Genomic DNA, 21,971 nt, shown 5'->3' on the forward strand with positions numbered 1-21,971 from the left:
GTCGGCCTCGTCTCACACCAGTTGGTAGCCACGGAGGTTGGTGAGGAGCAGATAGCAGTTCTGCAGGGAGCCCGAGGTGTCGCCGAGGGAGCGGTAGATGCCCCACTTGGGCCGCACCCGGTCGTCGAGGAAGGTGTCCACGCCGGACTTCGACTTGTCGATCACGGTCGTGCCGCCGCTCTTGAGGATCCAGCGCACGGAACCCGACGTGCCGTCGCCGACCTTGATCTGGAAGTCGACGTCGGTCCATTTGTCGTGCAGCGGGTCCAGACTGGTGCGGCCGATCAGGGTGTCGGTGAGGGCGAGCTTCAACTCGATGGTCTGGGCGCCGTTCACGCGGCGCAGCGACTGGACGACGATCGGCGAACTGCCGGTGCCCGGCTGCTTCATCTGCATGATGTGGGTGAAACTGGTGGTCGCCTTGAGCGAGCTGGGGATGTACATCGAGTACGTCACCCGCCAGGTCTGGCCCGGCAGCCACTTCAGGTAGTTAGAGCTGCTCGTGCGCAGGCCGGTGACCTCCTGGCGTTGCCGGTCGGTCATGGTGTCGCGGTCCACCGTGTGCATGTTGAACCGCCAGTTGTCGCCCTCGGGGTAGATGTGCGGATGCCCGGCGGGGTGCGAGTCGGCGCGGTCGTCCTCGATCGTCTCGAAGGCGCCGAGCCCGTTGCCGCTCGCGGTCGGCGACCACTTCAGCTGCCAGCTCGCCGCGCTCGCGGGGCTCTGCAGCCCGGCGGCGACAGCGGCTGAGCCGAGGGCGGCTCCGATCACCTTCCGGCGGGAGGGCTTTCCGTTCGGCCCGTGGATGTCGTACGGCTCGTGCGGTGCGGCCATCTTCCTTCACCTCGACCGGAGTTGTTCGTTCATGATCAGGAAGGCGCCGAGACCGTGGAAGTCGTTGGTCGCCCGGGTGCGGCCCACGTAGTAGGCGTAGTCGCCGACGTTGGTGCCGATGGAGATGTCGGTGAGGTTGGTCCGGCCGTCGGAACCGAGGGAGACCTTGGCGAGGACGCCCTGGTAGCCGCGCTGGGCGACGGTCGCGTAGTGCGCGTCCAGGTAGCCCTTCTGGGCCCCGCGCGAGAGGGCGTACGTGAACATGCTGGAGCACGACGTCTCGGTCCAGTTGTCGCTGCGGTCGCCCTTGTCCATGACCTGGAACCAGCGTCCGGTGGTCGGATCCTGGTAGTGCTCCAGGCCCGCGGCCAGCTTCTGGAGGATGGTCAGCAGGGCGGCCCGGCGCGGGTGCGAACTCGGGATCGCGTCAAGGACGTTGACGATCGCCATGGAGTACCAGCCGACGGCCCGGCACCAGTGCTCGGGGGCCAGGCCCGTGCCGGCATCGGACCAGCTCGCGGTCCGCGACTCGTCGTAGGCGTGCTTCAACAGGCCGCCCGTCACCTGGAGATGACTGCCGTAGACGTAGAGCTGCTTGGCGGCCTCGTTGTTCGTGTACGCCGAGTCATTGAACTCCTTGCCGTACTCGACGAGGAACGGGTTCACCATGTAGACGCCGTCCGCCCAGAGTTGATGGGCGCGGCTGTCGGAGTCGGCGTGCCAGAAGCCGCCGTCCGAGGTGCGCGGGTAGGTGTCGAGGCGGTCGCGGATCTTCTTGGCGGCGATGCGGTAGCGGTCCTGTCCGGTCTCGTGGTGCAGGATCGTCAGCAGCCGTCCGGCCTGCATGCTGTCCAGGTTGTTGAAGCTCTGGCCGATCGATCCGTCGCTCGCCACGAAGCGGTCGACATAGCTCTTGATGTACGAGAGATAGCGCGGCTCATGGGTGCGCTGGTATGTGAGGTACTGGCCGTAGAGATACAGGCCGACCGGGTACGACCAGCCGCCGATCGTGGTCGGTGAGTAGCGCGCCATCGTCGACTCGACCATCGACACCGACCAGTCCTCGGTGGCCGCAGGCTGCCCCACGGTGAGCGAGTCGAGGTTGGGTCCGCCGTTGGTGGTGACGGCGGTGGCCCGGACGGTGTTGGCGCCCTGCCGGAGCGCGGCATCGACGGTTCGCGTCTGCCAGCCGGTCCAGGAGCCGTTGCCCGCGAAGGAGAGGTGTTCTCCGACCGGGACGCCGTTGACGGTGATGTCCATCGGGCGGTCGGTGGTGGTGCCGTTGGCGAACCGGAGGGCCAGGGGCTGGGTGCCCTGCTGGTCCGCGGTGACCGTGAACTCGACGTAGCTGCCGGGGGTGTTGTCGTAGTCGACGAAGCCGGTGCCGGTGAAGCCGGGGTGGTCCGCGGCGACCGTGCCGTGGCTGATCGTGGCGTTCTCGGCCTCGTACGAGGCGGTGGCGAGGTGAGGGGTGACCGCAGCAGTGGCGGCCGTGGGGACGGCGGTCAGGCTGCCGGCGGCGAGCGCGCCCGCCGTCAGCAGGACACGTAGACGTCTCATGTTTCTCCTCCGCGGTATTCGCGATAGGCGTAGGCAGGGGCGGGGCCGGGAGTGCTGGCCGGCGTGCCGGGCGCATCCACGAGCGCTCGGACCAGCGGGTGGTCGGGGGCGTGGCGGCAGGCCGGGTCGGGGCGGGTCGCGTCGCCGGTGAGCGCGTGCGCCTGGCAGCGGCAGCCGCCGAAGTCGGTGGTGCGCAGGGCGCAGGTGCGGCAGGGGTCGTGCATCCAGGCCTCGCCGCGGTAGGCGTTGAAGGCGCCCGAGGTGTGCCAGATCCAGGCCAGCGGGTGATCGCGTACGTTCGGTGCGTCGAGGCCGGGCAGGGAGGCCGCGGCCGGGCACGGCAGGACCGTGCCGTCCGGGGCGACCGTGAGAGAGACTGCGCCCCAGCCGCCCATGCACGGTTTCGCGGTGCCGTCGAGGTAGTCGGGGGCGACCCAGACCAACTCCAGCTCTCCGGCGAGGCGTTCACGCCACCGGGCGAGTGAGGAGCGGGCCCGTTCGGTCTGGTCGCGGGTCGGGAGCAGGGCGGCGCGGTTGCGCAGCGCCCAGCCGTAGAACTGGGTGTTGGCGAGCTCGATGCGGTCGGCGCCCCAGGCGAGGGCGAGGACGATCAGGTCGTCGAGCGCGTCGATGTTGGCGCGGTGCAGCACGGCGTTCAGCCCGAGCGGGAGCCCCGCCTCGCGCACCAGCCGGGCGGCGCGCTCCTTCGCCCGGAACGAGCGGGCGCCCGCGATGAGTTCGGCGGCCGCCGGGTCGGCGTGCTGCACGGAGAGCTGGACGCTGCGCAGTCCTGCGTCGACGAGGCCGCCCAGCCGCCGTTCGTGCAGGCCGACGCCGCTGGTGACCAGCTGGGTGTAGAGGCCGGCCGAGTCGGCGGCCGTGACGATGTCGGCGAGGTCACGTCTGAGAAGCGGCTCGCCGCCGGAGACATGGGTCTGCACGACGCCCAGGTCAGCGGCCTGACGGAGAACGTCGACCCATTGTTCAGTGTTCAACTCTTCTGACCGACCGACCAGTTCGACGGGGTTGGAGCAGTACGCGCAGCGCAGCGGACAGCCGTGGGTGAGTTCGGCGAGCAGTGCCCAGGGAGGATCGACGTTCACCGGAGCCAGCCCTCCTTTCGCAACGCCGTGAGAAACGCGGGGACTTCGCGGGCGACCGGAGCCCCGGGGAATCGTTCACCCAGCTCCGTGACGATCTCGGGCACCTCGTGACGGCCGTCGCAGAGCCGGAGCACACTGCCCGCGTTGCCCCGCAGGACGACGACCCGCTCGGGCAGAAGCAGCAAGTCGGCGCCACGGACCCGGTCGTGACGGAGCATCACGGATCGGGCGAGGGCAGGCCGCCAGGTCATGACGCGCCCTGCCCCACCGCGCGCGGCGCACCTCGCTCCACCGCGTCCAGCAGGGACCAGAGCACGTCGCACTTGAAGGTGAGTGCCGCCACCGCTCGCTCCTGCTGCTCGCGGGTGCGGGCCCAGCTCCGTACGAGCGCGAGGGCTTCCTCGCTGTCGCGGCCTCCCTGCCCGATCCGGGTCCGGAAGTAGGCGAGCCCCTCGGCCTCGATCCACGGGTAGTGGTGTTCGAAGGCGGCGATGCGGGTGCGCATCAGGCCCGGCGCCGACAGCTCGGTCAGGGATGCGGCGACGGCGTCGAGCGCCGGGCGCAGGCGGCAGAAGTTGACGTAGCCCTCGACGGCGAGCCGCACCCCGGGCAGCACCCGGGAGGCGTCCCGCAGTTCGGCACGGCCGAGGCCGGCCGCCTCACCGAGCCGCAGCCAGCGTTCGATGCCACCCTCCCCCTCCCGCGTTCCGTCGTGGTCCCGGATGCGCCGCAACCAGGCCCTGCGCAGCGCGGGGTCGTCGAACTTGGCGAGGATCAGGGCGTCCTTGACGGGGATGTGGCGCTGGTAGTGGAAGCGGTTGGCGATCCAGCGGCGCAGCTCGCCGGGCGTCAACTCGCCCTGGTGCATACGGATGTTGAAGGGATGTCGGTCGTGGTAGCGCTCCTCGGCGACGGCGCGCAGCCGCTCGGTGAACTCGTCGGTTCCCCAAGGGGCCGCGGTACCGCCGCCGTGCACGGATGTCACGGTCACGGTTCGTGCCCGGAGGGGCTAGGTGCGGTCGCCGAGGGCGTAGGCGGTGACCTCCAGGGCGGTCTCGATGACGAGATACCCCGGGGTCTCCCAGACCCTTTCCTCCGATGTTTCCCGAATGGGCCGTTCCATGTAGGGGGCCTCGGGGGTCTTTTCGTTCATGTGTGCGTACCCGCTTTCCTGAGGGGTGGGGGTTGAGAAGCCCAGGCAGGCGCCGGTGTTCACATGCATGCATCGAGTTCAGTGACACGTTCGATGCCGCGATACAGAGTCGCTGCATGACGGGAGCCGGTCAATGGTCCGGACCGAATAAGGTCGGATCCATTTCTGGCCAACCTGTGAGGGTGCTGTGATTCCGTCGCCGAAAGCCATGCCAGGAATGCATCACGGCCCGTGATCGTTGACGATGGGAGTACCACCCGACGACTGAAGGATCGAGAGCTCGTGAGCAAGGTCCCCCCGATCATCCTGAACAACGGCGTCGAGATGCCCCAGCTGGGCTTCGGTGTCTGGCAGGTGCCGGACAACGAGGCGGAGCGGGCCGTCGCCACCGCACTGGAGGCCGGGTACCGCAGTATCGACACTGCGGCGATCTACGGCAACGAAGAGGGCACCGGAAAGGCGATCGCCGCCTCCGGCGTGGCCCGCGAGGATCTCTTCGTCACCACCAAGCTCTGGAACGGCGACCAGGGGTACGACACCACACTGCGCGCCTTCGACACATCGCTGGAGAAGCTCGGCCTGGACTACGTGGATCTGTATCTGATCCACTGGCCGCTGCCCTCGCGTGGCACGTTCGTCGACTCGTACAAGGCCTTCGAGAAGCTGTACGCGGACGGTCGCGCCAAGGCCATCGGTGTCTCCAACTTCCTTCCGGAGCACCTGCGGACGCTGCTCGACGCGACGTCCGTCATCCCGGCGGTGAACCAGATCGAGCTGCACCCGCACCTCCAGCAGCACGCCGCGCGGGAGTTCCACGCGGAGCGGGGCATCGCCACCGAGGCCTGGTCCCCGCTCGGCTCGGGCAAGGGCCTCCTGGAGGTCCCGGCGATCGTCGCCATCGCCCAGAAGCACGGCCGTACGCCGGCCCAGATCGTGCTGCGCTGGCACCTCCAGCTCGGCAACGTGGTGATCCCCAAGTCCGTGACCCCGTCGCGGATCAAGGAGAACATCGACGTCTTCGACTTCAGCCTGGACGCCGAGGACATCGCGGCGATCAGCGCTCTGAACGAGGACCGCCGCCTGGGTCCCGACCCGGCGACCTTCGACATGGGCTGACCCGCACAAACGCCCGCCGGGGCCCGGACACCCACGAGGTGTCCGGGCCCCGGCGTTTGCATGTCCGGTCCGGACCAAGGCCCTTGAGGGGTTGACGCGGCCATGCAAGGAGGGCCACATTATGCGGCAACCCGGTAAGGAAAGTTTCCTAACAGAAGGGTCCCCCACAGTGCGCACTCGAACACTGACCCTCGCGGCGGCCGCCGGAGCCGCCCTCCTCGCCACCGCGGCGCTCCCGGCCAGCGCGTCGGGCACGGCTTCGGGCACGGCCGATCCTCGTTCCGCACAGGAGGGTTCGGTCAGCGCGGCCGACCTGCTCGCCAAGGTGACGTCCTGTTCGCAGATATCGAACGGCAAGTACAAGACCGATGACGAGACCTCGGCCACCATCCCCGTGTGCGGCAAGAACGGCGCGGTGTTCTGGAAGGCCGACATGGATGTCGACTGCGACGGCCAGGTCACAGCCAAGTGCAACGGCGACACCGACCCCTGGTTCCAGGACGACACCGCCTTCCACCAGTCCGACGGCAAGCCACTGCGCGCCGACTCGCTGCCGTACGTCGTCGTGCCCAGCTCCAGCAGCATCTGGAAGTACTCGAGCTCCGGCATCAAGGGCGGCGGCGTGGTCGCCGTCATCTACAACAACAAGGTCGAGTACGCGGTCGTCGGCGACACCGGCCCCACGAAGATCATCGGCGAGGCCTCGTACGCCACCGCCAACGCCCTCGGCATCAATCCCGACCCGGAGAACGGCGGCGCGGACTCCGGAGTGACGTACATCCTGTTCAAGAACTCGCAGGCGTCGCCGATCGAGAGCCACAGCAAGGCCGTGTCGCTGGGCGACTCGCTGGCCAAGCAGTTCCTGCAGAACAACTGAGCGCGGGCGGGAGTCCGGCGCGACACTCGCCCGACGGCGCACCGAACTCCGCGGCCGGTCAGGTCAGTTGGGCTGTCCGATCGGCCGTACGGTCACGCTGTTGATGCCGACGCCGGCCGGCTGGCGGATCGCCCAGACGATGGACTTCGCGAGCCGGTCGGCGCCGTGTTCGCGCGACCCGCTCGCTGCTGAGCAGCCGGTCAGGCCGGCTTCTCCGCCGCGTACACCGTGTCCGCCGTGAGGACGAACACGTCGGGGCGGTGGTGCAGGCTCGCCTTGTCGTCGGGGTCGAGCAGCCGGTCGAGGGTGGCGACGTCGTCGGCGTCGAGGGCGTCGGCGAGGGACTCGCGGCGGCGGCCGAGGTACGACACCAGGTAGGCGCGGGCCTCGTCCGACAGGGGCGCCGGCAGGTCGAGCAGGAAGGAGCGGGTCCCGGTGTGGCGCAGGCCCGCCGCAGTCAGCAGCGCCGGCCAGTCCTCGATCTCCGTGACCGCCCCGGGCAGCCCGGCCCGCATCCCGGAGAACCAGGAGTCCTCCACGGCGTCGATACGGGACTGGAGCCCCGGGCGCCCGATGCCGATGTCACGCGGGAGGAAGCGCGTGGGCAGGCCGCCCTCCAGCAGGGCGAGCGTTCCGCCCGGGGCGAGCCGCTCCGCGAAGGCGATGAGGGCCGCTCGCTGGTCGCCGATGTGGTGCAGGCTCTTACTCGCCCAGAGCAGGTCGACGGGGTAGTCCAAGTCGGCCAGCCCACCGGGGAGTTCGGCCTCCAGGGTGCTGAAGCGGTCGGCCACCCCGAGCCGGTCCGCGCGCTCGCGGGCACGCTCCAGGAGGGGCCCCGAGGCGTCGGCGGCGACGACCCGTGCGCCGGGGAACGCGTCGGCGAGGACGCAGGACACGACGCCGGGGCCGCTGCCGGCGTCGACGATGAGGCCCGGCTCCGACTGGTGCGTCCCCAGCCAGGCGGCAACCTGCGCGTGCATCGGCGCGAACAGCTCCGCCTGCGCCTCCAGGAGGGGAGCCATCTCGGCCCAGTCCAGATCGGCGTGATCATGACCGTGCCGGTGGCTGTGCTGGTCGTTGTGCTGCTGATCGTGATGATGTGCCATGTCTACGAGCCTCTCGTCCGGGTCGCTGACAGAGTGCGCCGCCGCACCGGCCGACGGCCACTTCTCTTGCCAGGACAGCAAAACGGACGCCGAACCGGGCGGCAAACCGGGCGCGAACCGGGCGGCGATCCCGGCCGCAGCAAGCGGCAGCAAGCGGCAGGAAATTGAGATGCGCCCCGGCAGGGCGTGTCCCACGATGGCCCGATGGATGTCTCCCACAGCGACTCGACGCACGACGAGATGGTGGAGCGGTTCCTGGAGGACGGCTTCGTGAAGATCGAGGGCGCCTTCCCGCCGCGCGTCGCCCAGGACTGCGCCCGGCTGCTGTGGAAGGAGACGGGGTACGACCCCGAGGACCCCGGCACCTGGAAGGACCCGGTGCACTGGGTGTCCGGCATGGCGCAGGGCCCGTTCGCCGCGGCCGTCAACTCCCCTGTGCTGCATGAGGCGTTCGACCTGCTGGTCGGCGAGGGCCGCTGGGAGCCGCGCTATTCGCTCGGCAGCTTTCCGCTGCGCTTCCCGCACGAGGAGGAGCCGGACGACGCGGGCTGGCACATCGAGGGAAGCTATCTCCCCGAGGGCGCGAACTGGTACTTCACGAACCTCCGGTCACGGGACCGCGCGCTGCTGATGCTCTTCCTCTTCAGTGAGGTGGGCCCCGAGGACGCCCCGACCCGCATCCGGGTGGGCTCGCATCTGGACGTGCCGCCGCTGCTGGAGCCGTACGGCGAGGAAGGCGTCTCGGGGCTGGACATCGCCCCGAAGCTGGTCGAGGCCTCGGCCCACCGCCCGCTCGCGTACGCCACCGGCCGCCCCGGCGACGTGTACCTGTGCCATCCGTTCCTGGTGCACGCGGCCCAGCCGCACCACGGGACGCGCCCGCGTTTCATGGCGCAGCCGCCGCTGGGTCCGGCCGCGCCCTACGAGCTGGAGCGGCCGGACGGGGACTACTCGGCGGTGGAGTTCGCGATCCGCCGGGGTCTGGCCGGGGAGGCCTGACCCCGACGGGCGGGTCAGCGCACTACAGCGCCGGGTAGGCGTTCTTCATGAGCTCCTGGAACTGGGCGGAGAACCAGTGCCCGGACAGCGGTGCATTGGGCAGCGCGCCGGACATGCTGTTGCCGTTGCGGGCGTTGCCGGTGTACGTCGGGTCGCACATCCGGTCGAAGCCCTTGCCCTCGTCGTTCGCGATCGCCGAGCTGGAGCCGTCGGACTCGCCCGGAGGCTTCATCCACACGTAGGCGTCGATCCCGGCCGCGGGCGCTGCCTGCGGACGCTCGCCGAGGCCCGCCCCGGACTGGTTGCACCAGTTGCCGACGTGGATACGGCGGTCGTAGCGGCCGCCGTTGACGTAGGTGTCCACGCTGGTCGTGGCGCCGGGGCCGGTGGGCCGGGCGGTGCCGCCCCAGCCGTTGCGGGAGGTGTCGATCAGCATGCCGATGCCGGAGTTGAAGCCGACCGAGACGAGCTGGTTGCGGAAGGCCTGGGCGTACGACAGCTCATCGACATAGCGGTTCCAGTCGACCCACTTGGACTGGCGGACGGAGACACCGTTCACCGAGTCGTTGATGGTGAAGTTGTTCTCCTTCAGGGCGCTGTAGTTGGCCGTGTTGGTGATGAACCCGTGCACGTCGTTCACGGTCGCGCCCTCGGCGGTGGCCGCCTGCTTGAACAGGGTGGCGGAGGGGCCGAAGTTGTCGTCCCAGCCGAGCCAGCCGTGGTGTCCGGCGTCGATGTAGTTGTAGACGTTGGGGATCGCGCCGAGCTTGTGCAGCGCGTAGCCGACGCCCTTCACGTAGTTGCCGTTGGCGAGCATGGTGTCGCACGCGGGGGTGGCGGTTGCCTTGCCGCCGGTGTTGGTCACGAGGTTCGGCAGCGAGTCGATCTCGATGGTGGTGACGATGCGCAGGCTCGCGTACTTGGAGTCGGCGAGGATCGCCGCGATCGGGTCGATGAACTGCGTCTTGTACTTGTCGATCTCCGTCGGGCCGAGTTCACCGTTGGAGGCGAGGGCCGCGCAGTCGCGTCCGGGCAGGTCGTAGACGACGAGTTGGACGACTTCTTCGTTGGCGCCCTTCTGGGCGAGCGCCGCGTCCAAGTGCGCACGCAGGCCCATGCTGCCGTTCGCGCCGTTGATGGCGGCGATGCGGTCGAGCCAGACACCGGTGGGCTGGTTGGAGATGCGGCTGCCGCCGGTCTCGGCGTCGGCCTTCGCCTTCCACTCGGGGTTCACGTACACCTTGGCACCGGCGTACGGGTTGTCGACCTTGGTGCCGGCGGGCGGATCCGTGGTCGGAGGGTCGGTGGGACCGCTGTCGCCGTTACAGCTCACGCCGTCCAGCGTGAAGGACGTCGGCACCGCGTTGGTGCCGCTGTAGGAGCCGTTGAAGCCGAAGCTGACCGAACCCCCGCTCGCCAGCGTGCCGTTGTAGCTCTCGTTGGCGGCGGTGACGGCCGCGCCGCTCTGGGTGATCTTCGCGTTCCAGCCCTGGGTGACCTTCTGGTTTCCGGCGTAGGACCATTTCACCGCCCAACTGCTCTTGGCGGCGCTGTTGTTGGTGACGGTGACGGCGGCCGTGAAGCCGGTGTCCCACTGGTTCTGCACCTTGTAGTCCACGGTACAGGCGGCCGCGGCGGCGACATTGGAGGGTGCGACGACGGCGAATGCCGTCCCGGAGGCCCCGGCGACCAGCGCCAAGGAGGCGAGTAACGCTGTTCTGGTACGACTCATGAGTGCGGGTTCCCTTGTCCGTTGCGGGTGTTGTCCGTTGCTGGCGCTATCCGTTCAGGGCGCGCAGATGGTCACGCAGCCCGATGCCGTACGACGTGGGAGTGCCGTCGTAGTTGGAGATCAGGGACGGCCCGGTGGAGCAGTCCCAGGTGTTCCACGTCCAGCCGAGGTAGGAGAGGCCCCGGTCGTCGAACCACTTCATGACGGTGTCGACGAAGGCGTGGGAGCAGGTGTTCTCCCCGATCTCCCCGGCCACGAGCGGTACTTGAGCGGCCACCGGGGAAAGCGTCGAGTTCCAGCAGCTCGCGCTGGAGCAGGTGTTGAAGTTGTAGACGTGGTAGGCGGCGACGAGATTGCCCGTGGGATCACTGGGCTTGTACGTCAGCCACTGGCTCAGGTCGTTGGAGTACGCGAGCCCGCCGGCCAGGACCACGTTCTTGGCACCGGCGCCGCGCACCGCGTCGACCAGGTCCTGCATTCCAGCGACCTCGTAGGAGATGCCGGGGCAGTTGCCACCGTCCCGCCAGCACTGCCACGCCTGGGTGGTCGTGGAGGTCGCGCGGTCCGGGTAGGGCTCGTTGAACAGGTCGAAGGCGACGGACGGGTCGCTCTTGAAGGTGCTCGCGACCGAGGACCAGAACGCCGGGCTGTACTGCGCGTCCGGCATCGGCTTCTGGCAGGTGGCGTGCACGTCGGAGCAGCCCGCCGAGTTGCCGGTGTACTGGCCGTACGTCCAGTGGAGTTCGACGATCGGCGTCATGCCGTGCGCCTCGACCTTCGTCACCAGGTCCTTGACGGCGGCGATGTAGTTGGCGCCCGCGTACTCGGGCTTGATGTCGGTCAGGCCGAGCCAGCACTCCTCGTTCAGCGGGATGCGGACCGTGTTGGCCTTCCAGTCGGCGATCGCCTTGATGGCCGCGTCGTCGACCGGACCGTCCCAGATGCCCCGGCCCTGGACGCACATGAACTCGCCGCCGGAGCGGTTGACGCCGAGCAGGCGCCGGCCCGCCCCGTTCGCGTCCACCAGCTTGTTCCCGGAGACATGGAGGGCGGGTGCCTTGCCGTCCGCGGGTGGAACGGTCGGCGGAGGTGTCGGCGACGGGTCCGCGTCCACGTTGCAGGTCGTGCCGTTGAGCTTGAAGGCGGTCGGTGCCGCGTTGCCGCCCGACCAGGAGGCGACGAATCCGGCACTGACACTTGAGCCCGTGCCGAGCGAGCCGTTCCAGCTCTCGTTGGTCGCGGTCACGGTCGTAGCGGACTGGGACCATTTGGCGTTCCAGCCCTGGTTGACCTTCTGCCCACCGGCGAAGTCGAAGGTGAGGCTCCAACTGCTCACCGCTGCCGTGTTGTTGACGATCTTCACGGCGCCCTGGAAGCCGGCGTCCCACTGGCTGGTGACGGAGTACTCCACCGTGCACGCGGGGGCGGCCCCTGAAGCCGTGACAACCGGCGCGACCGCGGTGCCCACCAGGGCGGTCGCGGCAGCGCCGACAGTTAAGAAAAGTAAACGCGGGGGGTGTCGCATGAGCGACTCCTCACAGATCTGGCGCGTCGTGACGGACGCGTCGACTGATGGAATCGCTCCCACTGGTGCGAAGGAAGGTAGCGCCAAGTGACGACAAAGGACAGAGGAGTCACTGACTTTTCCTCAACGCTCCTTGTCGAATCTTTTCGACTCTTCAAGCACCTTGACCCCCTGCACCCCTCTCCTCAATATGGGAGCGCTCCCACTGGTTCAAGGCTTGTTGCTCCTCCCCCATTCTCCGAGCCGCAAGGAGGAACCAGCACATGCACTCCAGACGGAGACGCCGCACGGTGCGACGGCTGTGGACCGCCGTGGTGGCGGCCCTCGCCCTTCCGCTGACAACCCTGGCCACCGGATCGACTCCCGCTCAGGCAGCGGCAGTTCAGTGCAGCGTCGACTACAAGACCAACGACTGGGGATCCGGCTTCACCGCCGACCTGACCATCACCAACCGCGGTACGGACGCCATCAACGGCTGGACCCTGACGTACGCCTACGCGGGCAACCAGACCCTCACCAACGGCTGGAACGGCACCTGGTCCCAGTCGGGCAAGACGGTCACGGTGAACAACGCCGGCTGGAACGGGACGATCGCCGCCGGGGCCAACGTCACCACCGGCGCACAGTTCACGTACAGCGGCAGCAACGCCGCCCCCACGTCCTTCGCGATCAACGGCACCACCTGCGCGGGCGCGCACCAGCCGCCGGTCACGGTGCTGACCAGCCCCACCGCGGGCGCCATCTACACACAAGGGACCGCGGTGCCGCTCGCCGCGACCGCCGCCGCGGCCGACAACGCGACCATCAGCAAGGTCGAGTTCTACGACGACACCACGCTGCTGGGCACCGACACCAGCTCGCCGTACACGTTCTCGGCCTCCGCTCTGGCCGTGGGCAGTCACTCGCTGGTCGCCAAGGCGTACGACAGCCTGGGCGCCTCGGCGAACTCCACACCGGTCGGCATCACGGTCGCCTCCGGTCCCGCCGTGGTCGCCACACCGACCCAACTGGGCGTCCAGCAGGGCAAGTCGGGCACGTACACCGTGAAGCTGTCGACGCAGCCGAGCGCGAACGTCACCGTCGCCACCGCGCGTACGGACGGCAATACGGGCCTGTCCGTCAGCGGCGGCTCCTCGCTGACCTTCACCCCGTCCAACTGGAACACGGCGCAGACGGTGACCGTCACCGCCGACGCCTCGGGCACCGGTGCGGCCACCTTCACCTCCTCGGCCACCGGCTACACCAAAGCCGCCGTCACCGTGACCGAACTGGCCGCGTCGAAGGCGTACGACGCCCGTTTCCTGGACCTCTACGGCAAGATCACCAACCCGGCGAACGGTTACTTCTCCCCCGAGGGCATTCCCTATCACTCGGTGGAGACGCTGATCGTCGAGGCGCCGGACCAGGGCCATGAGACGACGTCGGAGGCGTACAGCTATCTGATCTGGCTGCAGGCGATGTACGGGAAGGTCACCGGCGACTGGTCGAAGTTCAACGCCGCGTGGACGACCATGGAGACGTACATGATCCCCACGCACGCGGATCAGCCGACGAACTCCTTCTACAACGCCTCGAAACCGGCGACATACGCGCCCGAACTCGACACTCCGAACGAGTATCCGGCGAAGCTCGATTCCTCGGTCCCGGTCGGCTCGGACCCGATCGCCTCCGAGTTGAAGAGCGCGTACGGCACCGACGACGTGTACGGCATGCACTGGCTCCAGGACGTGGACAACGTCTACGGCTACGGCAACGAGCCGGGCAAGTGCGAGGCGGGACCGACCGCCACCGGACCGTCGTACATCAACACCTTCCAGCGCGGCGCCCAGGAGTCCGTCTGGGAGACGGTCCCGCAGCCCACCTGTGACGCCTTCAAGTACGGCGGCACGAACGGCTACTTGGACCTCTTCACCGGCGACTCCTCGTACTCCAAGCAGTGGAAGTACACCGACGCGCCGGACGCCGACGCGCGTGCCGTACAGGCCGCTTACTGGGCCGATCTGTGGGCCAAGGCGCAGGGCAAGGGCAGTGACGTCTCCACGACCGTCGGCAAGGCCGCGAAGATGGGCGACTACCTGCGCTACGCGATGTACGACAAGTACTTCAAGAAGATCGGCAACTGCGTCGGACCGTCGACCTGCGCGGCCGGCACCGGCAAGAACTCCTCGTCGTACCTGCTGTCCTGGTACTACGCGTGGGGCGGCGCCAACGACACCTCGGCGGGCTGGGCCTGGCGCATCGGATCCAGCCATGTGCACGGCGGCTACCAGAACCCCCTGGCGGCCTACGCGCTCAGCACGAACGCCGATCTGAAGCCCAAGTCCTCGACCGGGGCGGCGGATTGGGGCACCTCGCTCACCCGGCAGCTGGAGTTCTACCGCTGGCTGCAGTCGAACGAGGGCGCCATCGCGGGCGGTGCGACCAACAGCTGGGCAGGACGGTACGCGACCCCGCCCACGGGGACGCCGACCTTCTACGGCATGTACTACGACCAGCAGCCCGTGTACCACGACCCGCCGTCCAACCAGTGGTTCGGCTTCCAGGCGTGGTCCATGGAACGCGTCGCCGAGTACTACCAGCAGACGGGGAACGCAGCTGCCAAGGCGGTCCTCGACAAGTGGGTCTCCTGGGCGCTGTCCAAGACGACCATCAACCCGGACGGCACCTACCAGATTCCGTCCACCCTCCAGTGGTCGGGCCAGCCCGACACCTGGAACGCGTCAAGTCCCGGCGCCAACAGTGGACTTCACGTGACCGTCGCCGACTACACGAACGACGTCGGCGTGGCGGCCGCGTACGCCAAGACCCTGTCGTACTACGCCGCCAAGTCCGGCAACACCCAGGCGAAGACGACGGCGAAGGCACTGCTCGACGGCATGTGGAGCAACTACCAGGACGGCCTGGGCATCGCCGTCCCGGAGACCCGCGCCGACTACAACCGCTTCGACGACAGTGTGTACGTGCCGAGCGGCTGGAGCGGCAAGATGCCGAACGGCGACACGATCAACTCCTCCTCGACCTTCACCTCGCTCAGGTCGTTCTACAAGAACGACCCGGCCTGGTCGAAGATCGAGAGCTATCTCGCGGGCGGCGCCGCGCCCTCGTTCACGTACCACCGGTTCTGGGCCCAGGCGGACATCGCCCTCGCCATGGGCTCGTACGCGGAGCTACTCGAATAAGTCCCCGCTAAGGCTCCGTGTACCTGGCCCTGTCGCCCTCGTGGCGGCAGGGCTCGGGCCGGTCGGTCCCCACCCGCACGGGGGACCGCCCGGCCGTCGTGCCTTTCCACCCCCCTTCAGGAGAGGACCCCCCGTGCGAAGAACCCGCATCCTCACGGCCGTGCTCGCACTCGCGGCCGGACTGCTGGCCGGCAGCCCGCCCGCGCTGGCCGCGAACACCCCGAAGACGACGCTCGCCGCCGACACGTACACATGGAAGAACGCGCGTGTCGACGGCGGTGGCTTCGTCCCCGGCATCGTCTTCAACCGGTCCGAGAAGAACCTCGCCTACGCCCGCACCGACATCGGCGGCGCCTACCGCTGGCAGGAGTCGACCAAGACCTGGACACCGCTGCTCGACTCGGTCGGCTGGGACGACTGGGGGCACACCGGCGTCGTCAGCCTCGCCTCCGACTCCGTCGACCCGAACAAGGTGTACGCGGCGGTCGGCACGTACACCAACAGCTGGGACCCGGGCAACGGCGCCGTGCTGCGCTCCGCCGACCGGGGCGCCAGCTGGCAGAAGGCCGACCTGCCGTTCAAGCTGGGCGGGAACATGCCCGGCCGCGGTATGGGCGAGCGGCTCGCGGTCGACCCGAACAAGAACAGCGTGCTGTATCTCGGCGCGCCGAGCGGCAAGGGCCTGTGGCGGTCGACGGACTCGGGGGCCGGCTGGTCCCAGGTCACGAACTTCCCCAACGTCGGCAACTACGTGCAGGATGCGACCGACACGAGCGGCTACGCCTCCGACAACCAGGGCATCGTCTGGGTCACCTTCGACGAGTCGACGGGCTCGTCCGGCAGCGCCACGAAGACGGTCTACGTCGGGGTCGCCGACAAGGACAACTCGGTCTACCGTTCGACGGACGCGGGCGCGACCTGGACCCGGCTGGCCGGGCAGCCGACCGGCTACCTGGCCCACAAGGGCGTGCTGGACGCCAAGAACGGCTACCTGTATCTCGCCTACAGCGACAAGGGCGGCCCGTACGACGGCGGCAAGGGACAGCTGTGGCGGTACGCGACGGCGACCGGCACCTGGACGAACATCAGCCCGGTCGCGGAGGCCGACACCTACTACGGTTTCAGCGGGCTGACGATCGACCGGCAGCATCCGGGCACGGTGATGGCGACGGCGTACAGCTCCTGGTGGCCGGACACGCAGATCTTCCGCACGACGGACAGCGGTGCCACCTGGACGAAGGCCTGGGACTACACCTCGTATCCGACCCGCGCGGACCGCTACACCATGGACGTGTCGTCCTCGCCGTGGCTGACCTGGGGCGCGAACCCCTCGCCGCCCGAGGAGACTCCCAAACTCGGCTGGATGACCGAGGCGTTGGAGATCGATCCGTTCAACTCCGCGCGGATGATGTACGGGACGGGCGCGACACTCTACGGCACCGAGAACCTCACCAACTGGGACAGCGGGAGCAAGTTCACCATCAAGCCGATGGTGCAGGGCCTGGAGGAGACGGCCGTGCAGGACCTGGCCGCTCCCCCGTCCGGCGGCGCGACGCTCTTCAGCGCGCTCGGTGACGTCGGCGGCTTCCGCCACACGGACCTCACCAAGGTCCCCTCGATGATGTTCACTTCACCAAACTTCACGACGACCACGAGCCTGGACTTCGCCGAGACGAACCCGAACACGGTGGTACGGGTCGGCAACCTCGACTCCGGCCCGCACATCGCGTTCTCGACGGACAACGGCGCCAACTGGTTCGCGGGCACGGACCCTTCGGGTGTCAGCGGTGGCGGTACGGTCGCGGCGGCGTCCGACGGCAGCCGCTTCGTGTGGAGCCCGGCAGGCGCGGGCGTGCAGTACGCGACCGGGTTCGGGACGTCGTGGTCGGCGTCGAGCGGGATCCCGACCGGGGCGATCGTCGAGTCGGACCGGGTCGACCCGAAGACCTTCTACGGCTTCAAGTCCGGGAAGTTCTACGTCAGTTCGGACGGCGGGGCCACCTTCGCGGCGTCCGCGGCGACCGGTCTGCCGAGCGGCGACAAGGTGCGCTTCAAGGCGTTGTCCGGCGCGAAGGGGGACGTCTGGCTGGCCGGTGGAGCCACCGACGGGGCGTACGGGCTGTGGCACTCGACGGACGGCGGCGCGACCTTCACCAAGCTGTCCAACGTCGAGCAGGCCGACACCATCGGCTTCGGCAAGGCGGCGACCGGCGCGTCGTACCAGACGCTCTACACCAGCGCGAAGATCGGCGGCGTCCGCGGCATCTTCCGCTCCACCGACAAGGGCACGAGCTGGACCCGCATCAACGACGACGCCCACCAGTGGGGTTTCACCGGCGAAGCGATCACCGGTGACCCCCGGGTCTACGGGCGGGTGTACGTCTCGACGAACGGGCGCGGGATCATCTACGGCGACTCGTCCGACACCGGCGGCGGGGGCGGGGGCGGCGGGGACCCGACGCCCACACCGACGGGTGCCTGCGCGGTGACGTACAAGATCACCAACCAGTGGTCCGGCGGCTTCCAGGCGGACGTGTCCCTCGCCAACACGGGCACGAGCGCCTGGTCCGGCTGGTCGCTGGGCTGGTCCTTCGCGGACGGCCAGAAGATCACCCAACTCTGGAACGCCGACTACACACAATCCGGTGCGGCGGTGACGGCGAAGAACGTGACCTGGAACGCCAACGTCGCAGCGGGCTCCTCGGTGAGCTTCGGCTTCACGGGCAGCTGGACGGGCTCGAACACGAAACCGACGTCGTTCAAGCTGGGGGACCAGACCTGCACGGTGAGCTGACCACCTCCCCCTGAGGGGCCAAGCGCCGGGCGTATGTCGTTCTCGACATACGCCCGGTGCGCTGCGACACTGCCGATATGGCTTCAATTCGCTTGACCAGCACGACACTTGACGTGATCAAGGTGCTGCTCGCGTCCACGCCCGACAACCCGGCCTGGGGCCTGCGCATCTGCCAGGAAGCGGGGCTCGGCTCGGGAACCGTCTACCCCATCCTCGAACGGCTCCTCAAGGCCGGCTGGATCACCAGCCGACGCGAGGACGGCGAACACCCGGGCCGCCCCGCCCGCACCTACTACGACCTCACCGGAGCGGGCCGGAGCCAGGCCAACTCCGCGGTGGCGGAACGCGCCGCGCGGCACAGCAGGATCTTCGGCGTCGCTCCACAGGGGGGCTGATCATGCCTGTATTGGCCCTGCTGTCGGCCGTGTTCGTCGTCGGATTCGAGCAGCTCGTGCAGTGGCAGTACGGTCTCACCGGGATCATCGGTCTCCTGCTCCTGACAATCGGGATCAAGGCAAAGGAACCCACAAGTCTCCTGGAAGCGCTGCGCGCCCCCTCCCGTACGGCCGGCCTCGCCGGCAGGATCGCCGGCCGGCGGCGCACCCACTACATCGAGGAGTGGGCCTCCGTCCTCGCCGGGGACCCGGAACACGGCGTGACGCTCTCCCCGCTGAGGCGGCAGTACTACGCACTGGGGTTCGTGTGCGCGGCCGTACGGATGCGCCTCCATGACCTCCTCGGCGGATTCTGGACACCGGTCGACTGGACCATCTCGACCAGGCAGCGGTCCAACTTCTTCATCGCCTCCGGTGTCGGCGTTCAGGTCGTCATGATCCAGCTGCACGACGGTCTGTACGTGCTGTGCACCGACGGACTCGGATGGGCCGCGGGCTGCGGCATCGCGCTGCGTCTGCTGGTCGGCTGGCTGCGTCAGGTGCGGGGCATCGAGCTCGCGGCGGTGGACCGGCCGGACGCGGACGACGAGTAGTCGCTCTCTGCGGCCCCCTCGGGATGGGGAGCGGCCTCACCTGGCCGCTCCCCATGCCCTTCAGGACGCCGGAGCGCGGCCTACGGCGTGTACACCGCCGGTCGCGGCGCGGTCGCCATCCCGTCGCCGATGAAGAAGCTCGGGTGCGGGGGCTGGTTGTACGCCGTGTTCTGCCAGGCCAGGGCCGTGCGGTACTGGGTGTCGTGGAGCAGGGTGGTGATCTTCGTGCTCGTCTCGTACGGCGTGGAGTAGATCCTCAGCGCCGTGTTGTCGGTCGTCGGCCAGACGACCTCCTCGCGCCAGTCGCCGAGGATGTCGCCGGACAGGGACGGGGTGGCCTTGGTGCTGTTGTTGGAGTGGACCGAGGAGCCCGTCAGCAGGCGGGTGTCGCCGGAGGTGCCGTACTTGTCGATGTGGGTGTCGTCGAGGAGTTCGCGGACCGGGTCGCCGTCCCACCAGGAAAGGAAGTTGATGCTGCCCGGCTTGCGGCTCGCGACCACGGTGCCCTGCGGATTGCGGACGCCGTCCGCGTGCGAGGACCAGGATTCGGCGCCGGCGCTGCCGGCCCAGACGTCCCCGGACACGCCCCGGCCGTTGTCGCCGTTGGCGGCGGTCGACCACAGGATCTGACCGGTCTTCGCGTCCGCCATCCAGGACGCCGGCTTCGAGGAGTCCTCGTCGACCTTGAACTCCTCGAGGCCCGGACGGGACGGGTCGAGATCGCCGACGTGCATGGCGTCGCCGTGCCCGTTCTTCGTGGTCCACAGCCCGGAGCCGTTGTCGTCCACGGCCATCGAGCCGTACACGATCTCGTCCTTGCCGTCCCCGTCGACGTCGGCCACCGACAGCTGGTGGTTGCCCTGGCTGTCGTATCCCTTGCCGCTGTTGGTCGAGGAGTTGGTGTCGAAGGTCCAGCGCCGGGTGAAGGCGCCGCCCCGCCAGTCCCAGGCGGCGATCACCGTGCGGGTGTAGTAGCCGCGCGCCATGATCAGCGAGGGCCGCGCGCCGTCCAGGTAGGCGGTTCCGGCGAGGAAGCGGTCCACGCGGTTGCCGTACGAGTCGCCCCAGGACGAGACCGTGCCACGGGCCGGGACATAGTCGACGGTGCCCATCGCCTTGCCCGTCTGGCCGTTGAACATGGTCAGGTATTCGGGTCCGGAGAGGACGTACCCGCTTGAATTGCGGTAGTCGGCCGAGGAGTTGCCGATCACCGTGCCCTGGCCGTCCGTCGTGCCGTCGGCGGTCTTCATGGCGACCTCGGCCTTGCCGTCGCCGTCGTAGTCGTACACCTGGAACTGGGTGTAGTGCGCGCCCGAGCGGATGTTGCGGCCGAGGTCGATGCGCCACAGCCGGGTGCCGTCGAGCTTCACGCCGTCGATGATCGTGTTCCCGGTGTACCCGGACTGGGAGTTGTCCTTGGCGTTGGTGGGCTGCCACTTGAGGACGAAGTCGAGCTGTCCGTCGCCGTCGAGGTCGCCGACCGAGGCGTCGTTGGCCGCGTAGGTGTACGCGACGCCGTCGGGGGTCGTGCCGCCGGCGGGCGGGGTGATCGGCACGTCCTTGTAGCCGCTGCGGAACTGGATCGCGTGCACCGAGTCGCCCTGCTCGGTGCCGTTCACGATCGCCCGGACCGTGTAGTCGGCCGAGTTCGGCGCACCGGAGTGGAAGTAGTTGGTGGAGCCGGTGATCGGGGCCGAGTTGACCTTCGTACCGGCGCGGTAGACGTTGAAGGACACGTCGCTGGGATCGGTGCCGAGCCAGCGCCAGCTGATCAGGTTGCCGCTGTCGGTGTGGACGCTGACGACGCCCCGGTCGAGCTTCTCGACCTGCCGGGCGGTCGCGGCCTCGGCCGTGCCGGTGCTGAGCGCGGTGAGTCCGGCGGCGACGAGAGCGGCCGCGGCGGTCACCGCCGAGAGGACGGCCCGGCGTCTGCGGCGCTTGTGCGGATGCGGGTGCTGCACGTGACGTACCTCCTGGGAGGACGGACGGGTTCCGCTCCCTCAGTCGCCGCCGCTCGCACGGGAGTTGCCGTACCTTTCGGCCAGTTCCGCCACCGTCCGCGCCAGACGGTCCCGCAGCTCGGCCGGTTCGAGGACCTCGATCGCCGTGCCCAGACCGAGGAACTCGCCGTGGGCGCGCTCGACGGACTCGATGGGAACCCTGGCGAGGGTCCACCCCTCCTCGTCCGGGGGTCCGTCGGCCGGCGCCGCCCTGGGGACCGTCGTCCCGGGCGCCAGCCGGATCAGCGCCTCCGCGCGGTGGAGCCGGTCGTGGAAGTCGCGCTGGTAGCCGGTCCAGTACGCGGCCAGGTCGAAGTCGTCGGGCCGGGTGAACTCCTCGTCGGTGGCGGCGAGTTCGAGGATCTGGTCGACGCGGAACGTGCGCGGTCCGGGGCCCGCGACGACGTACCAGCGGCCCGCCTTCAGCACCAGTCCGTACGGTTCCAGGCGGCGCTCCACATCAGTGGGTACGGCCCAGCGGCGGTACAGGATGTTCAGCACCCGGCTGTTCCAGACCGCGTCGGCCACCGCAGGGAGGTACGGCGCCTCGTCGGCGTCCGCGTACCAGCCGGGCGTGTCCAGGTGGAAGCGACCGCTGATCCGGTCGGCGTGGGCGCGCAGCTCGGCCGGGAGTGCGGCACGGACCTTGAGCTGGGCGGCGGCGAGGACGGAACCGAGACCGAGCTCGGCGGCGGGGCCGGGGGCGCCGGCCAGGAAGAGGGCCTCGGCCTCGTCGGCGGTGAGCCCGGTGAGGCGGGTGCGGTAGCCGTCGAGCAGCCGGTAGCCGCCGGCGTGCCCCGCGTCGCCGTACAGCGGGACGCCCGCCGCGCCCAGCGCCTCGACGTCCCGGTAGACCGTGCGGACCGACACCTCCAGCTCCTCGGCGAGCTGGGCGGCGGTCATCCGGCCCCGGGTCTGGAGCAGGAGCAGGATCGAGACGAGCCGGGCTGATTTCACCGCTCAAGAATCCCAGACTTCCGCGACTTCACTGACAGAAGGTGTCAG

18 protein-coding genes are annotated in these 21,971 nt (G+C 69.0%); 7 read left to right on the top strand and 11 right to left on the bottom strand.

Going from position 1 to position 21,971, the window contains the following annotated elements:
* Positions 1 to 12: 12 nt before the first annotated feature.
* The 6 genes from AB5J56_RS09470 to pqqA all read right to left on the bottom strand — a co-directional run bounded on the left by AB5J56_RS09470 (position 13) and on the right by pqqA (position 4,620).
* Complete coding sequence (locus tag AB5J56_RS09470; RefSeq protein WP_369231958.1) at positions 13 to 834, bottom strand: Tat pathway signal sequence domain protein; 822 nt, start codon at positions 832 to 834, stop codon at positions 13 to 15.
* Positions 835 to 840: 6 nt separating this feature from the next.
* Positions 841 to 1,920 carry a glycoside hydrolase family 105 protein gene (locus AB5J56_RS09475; RefSeq protein WP_369242457.1) on the bottom strand — a complete coding sequence of 360 codons (1,080 nt, stop codon included), beginning with the start codon at positions 1,918 to 1,920 and terminating at the stop codon, positions 841 to 843.
* A gap of 470 nt (positions 1,921 to 2,390) precedes the next feature.
* The gene (pqqE, locus tag AB5J56_RS09480) at positions 2,391 to 3,497 is read right to left on the bottom strand and encodes a pyrroloquinoline quinone biosynthesis protein PqqE (RefSeq protein ID WP_369231960.1); all 1,107 of its coding nucleotides are present in this window, start codon (positions 3,495 to 3,497) and stop codon (positions 2,391 to 2,393) included.
* Positions 3,494 to 3,748 (bottom strand): pyrroloquinoline quinone biosynthesis peptide chaperone PqqD, encoded by a 255-nt coding sequence (gene pqqD / locus AB5J56_RS09485; protein WP_369231962.1) that lies wholly within the window; start codon positions 3,746 to 3,748, stop codon positions 3,494 to 3,496. The genes pqqE and pqqD overlap by 4 nt, the downstream gene beginning before the upstream one ends.
* The gene (gene pqqC, locus AB5J56_RS09490) at positions 3,745 to 4,482 is read right to left on the bottom strand and encodes a pyrroloquinoline-quinone synthase PqqC (RefSeq protein ID WP_369242459.1); all 738 of its coding nucleotides are present in this window, start codon (positions 4,480 to 4,482) and stop codon (positions 3,745 to 3,747) included. The genes pqqD and pqqC overlap by 4 nt, the downstream gene beginning before the upstream one ends.
* Positions 4,483 to 4,506: 24 nt before the next feature.
* Positions 4,507 to 4,620 (bottom strand): pyrroloquinoline quinone precursor peptide PqqA, encoded by a 114-nt coding sequence (gene pqqA, locus AB5J56_RS09495; RefSeq protein ID WP_369242461.1) that lies wholly within the window; start codon positions 4,618 to 4,620, stop codon positions 4,507 to 4,509.
* A gap of 354 nt (positions 4,621 to 4,974) precedes the next feature.
* Here pqqA and AB5J56_RS09500 point away from each other — a divergent pair, with 354 nt between their 5' ends.
* Both AB5J56_RS09500 and AB5J56_RS09505 read left to right on the top strand, forming a co-directional pair.
* Positions 4,975 to 5,766: an aldo/keto reductase gene (locus tag AB5J56_RS09500; RefSeq protein WP_369242463.1), complete on the top strand. Its 792-nt coding sequence runs from the start codon at positions 4,975 to 4,977 to the stop codon at positions 5,764 to 5,766.
* A gap of 169 nt (positions 5,767 to 5,935) precedes the next feature.
* Positions 5,936 to 6,643, top strand: coding sequence for a glycoside hydrolase family 75 protein (locus tag AB5J56_RS09505; RefSeq protein ID WP_369231964.1), 708 nt, complete (start codon positions 5,936 to 5,938; stop codon positions 6,641 to 6,643).
* Between the two features lie 200 nt (positions 6,644 to 6,843).
* On the opposite strand, the gene AB5J56_RS09510 is transcribed toward AB5J56_RS09505, so the two are convergent.
* Positions 6,844 to 7,749 (bottom strand): trans-aconitate 2-methyltransferase, encoded by a 906-nt coding sequence (locus AB5J56_RS09510; RefSeq protein WP_369231966.1) that lies wholly within the window; start codon positions 7,747 to 7,749, stop codon positions 6,844 to 6,846.
* Between the two features lie 204 nt (positions 7,750 to 7,953).
* On the opposite strand from AB5J56_RS09510, the gene AB5J56_RS09515 reads away from it, so the two are divergent.
* Positions 7,954 to 8,748 carry a phytanoyl-CoA dioxygenase family protein gene (locus AB5J56_RS09515; protein ID WP_369231967.1) on the top strand — a complete coding sequence of 265 codons (795 nt, stop codon included), beginning with the start codon at positions 7,954 to 7,956 and terminating at the stop codon, positions 8,746 to 8,748.
* Positions 8,749 to 8,770: 22 nt separating this feature from the next.
* On the opposite strand, the gene AB5J56_RS09520 is transcribed toward AB5J56_RS09515, so the two are convergent.
* On the bottom strand, positions 8,771 to 10,480 hold the full coding sequence (locus AB5J56_RS09520) for a glycoside hydrolase family 6 protein (protein ID WP_369231969.1): 1,710 nt from the start codon (positions 10,478 to 10,480) through the stop codon (positions 8,771 to 8,773).
* Between the two features lie 46 nt (positions 10,481 to 10,526).
* Complete coding sequence (locus AB5J56_RS09525) at positions 10,527 to 12,005, bottom strand: cellulase family glycosylhydrolase (RefSeq protein ID WP_369231971.1); 1,479 nt, start codon at positions 12,003 to 12,005, stop codon at positions 10,527 to 10,529.
* A 263-nt stretch (positions 12,006 to 12,268) separates the two neighbouring features.
* Here AB5J56_RS09525 and AB5J56_RS09530 point away from each other — a divergent pair, with 263 nt between their 5' ends.
* The 4 genes from AB5J56_RS09530 to AB5J56_RS09545 all read left to right on the top strand — a co-directional run bounded on the left by AB5J56_RS09530 (position 12,269) and on the right by AB5J56_RS09545 (position 18,966).
* Entirely contained in the window at positions 12,269 to 15,184 is a 2,916-nt protein-coding gene (locus AB5J56_RS09530; RefSeq protein ID WP_369231973.1) for a glycoside hydrolase family 48 protein, read from the top strand.
* 133 nt (positions 15,185 to 15,317) lie between these two features.
* Positions 15,318 to 17,978 (top strand): cellulose binding domain-containing protein, encoded by a 2,661-nt coding sequence (locus AB5J56_RS09535; protein ID WP_369231975.1) that lies wholly within the window; start codon positions 15,318 to 15,320, stop codon positions 17,976 to 17,978.
* A gap of 77 nt (positions 17,979 to 18,055) precedes the next feature.
* Entirely contained in the window at positions 18,056 to 18,373 is a 318-nt protein-coding gene (locus AB5J56_RS09540) for a PadR family transcriptional regulator (protein ID WP_369231977.1), read from the top strand.
* Between the two features lie 2 nt (positions 18,374 to 18,375).
* Positions 18,376 to 18,966, top strand: coding sequence for a hypothetical protein (locus tag AB5J56_RS09545; protein ID WP_369243179.1), 591 nt, complete (start codon positions 18,376 to 18,378; stop codon positions 18,964 to 18,966).
* Positions 18,967 to 19,046: 80 nt separating this feature from the next.
* On the opposite strand, the gene AB5J56_RS09550 is transcribed toward AB5J56_RS09545, so the two are convergent.
* Positions 19,047 to 20,927: a rhamnogalacturonan lyase gene (locus AB5J56_RS09550; protein ID WP_369231979.1), complete on the bottom strand. Its 1,881-nt coding sequence runs from the start codon at positions 20,925 to 20,927 to the stop codon at positions 19,047 to 19,049.
* Positions 20,928 to 20,966: 39 nt separating this feature from the next.
* A complete protein-coding gene (locus tag AB5J56_RS09555) occupies positions 20,967 to 21,923 on the bottom strand; it encodes a helix-turn-helix transcriptional regulator (RefSeq protein WP_369231981.1) in 957 nt (318 codons plus the stop codon).
* Between the last annotated feature and the right edge of the window lie 48 nt (positions 21,924 to 21,971).

Source organism: Streptomyces sp. R21 (assembly GCF_041051975.1).
Classification (GTDB): Bacteria; Actinomycetota; Actinomycetes; order Streptomycetales; family Streptomycetaceae; genus Streptomyces.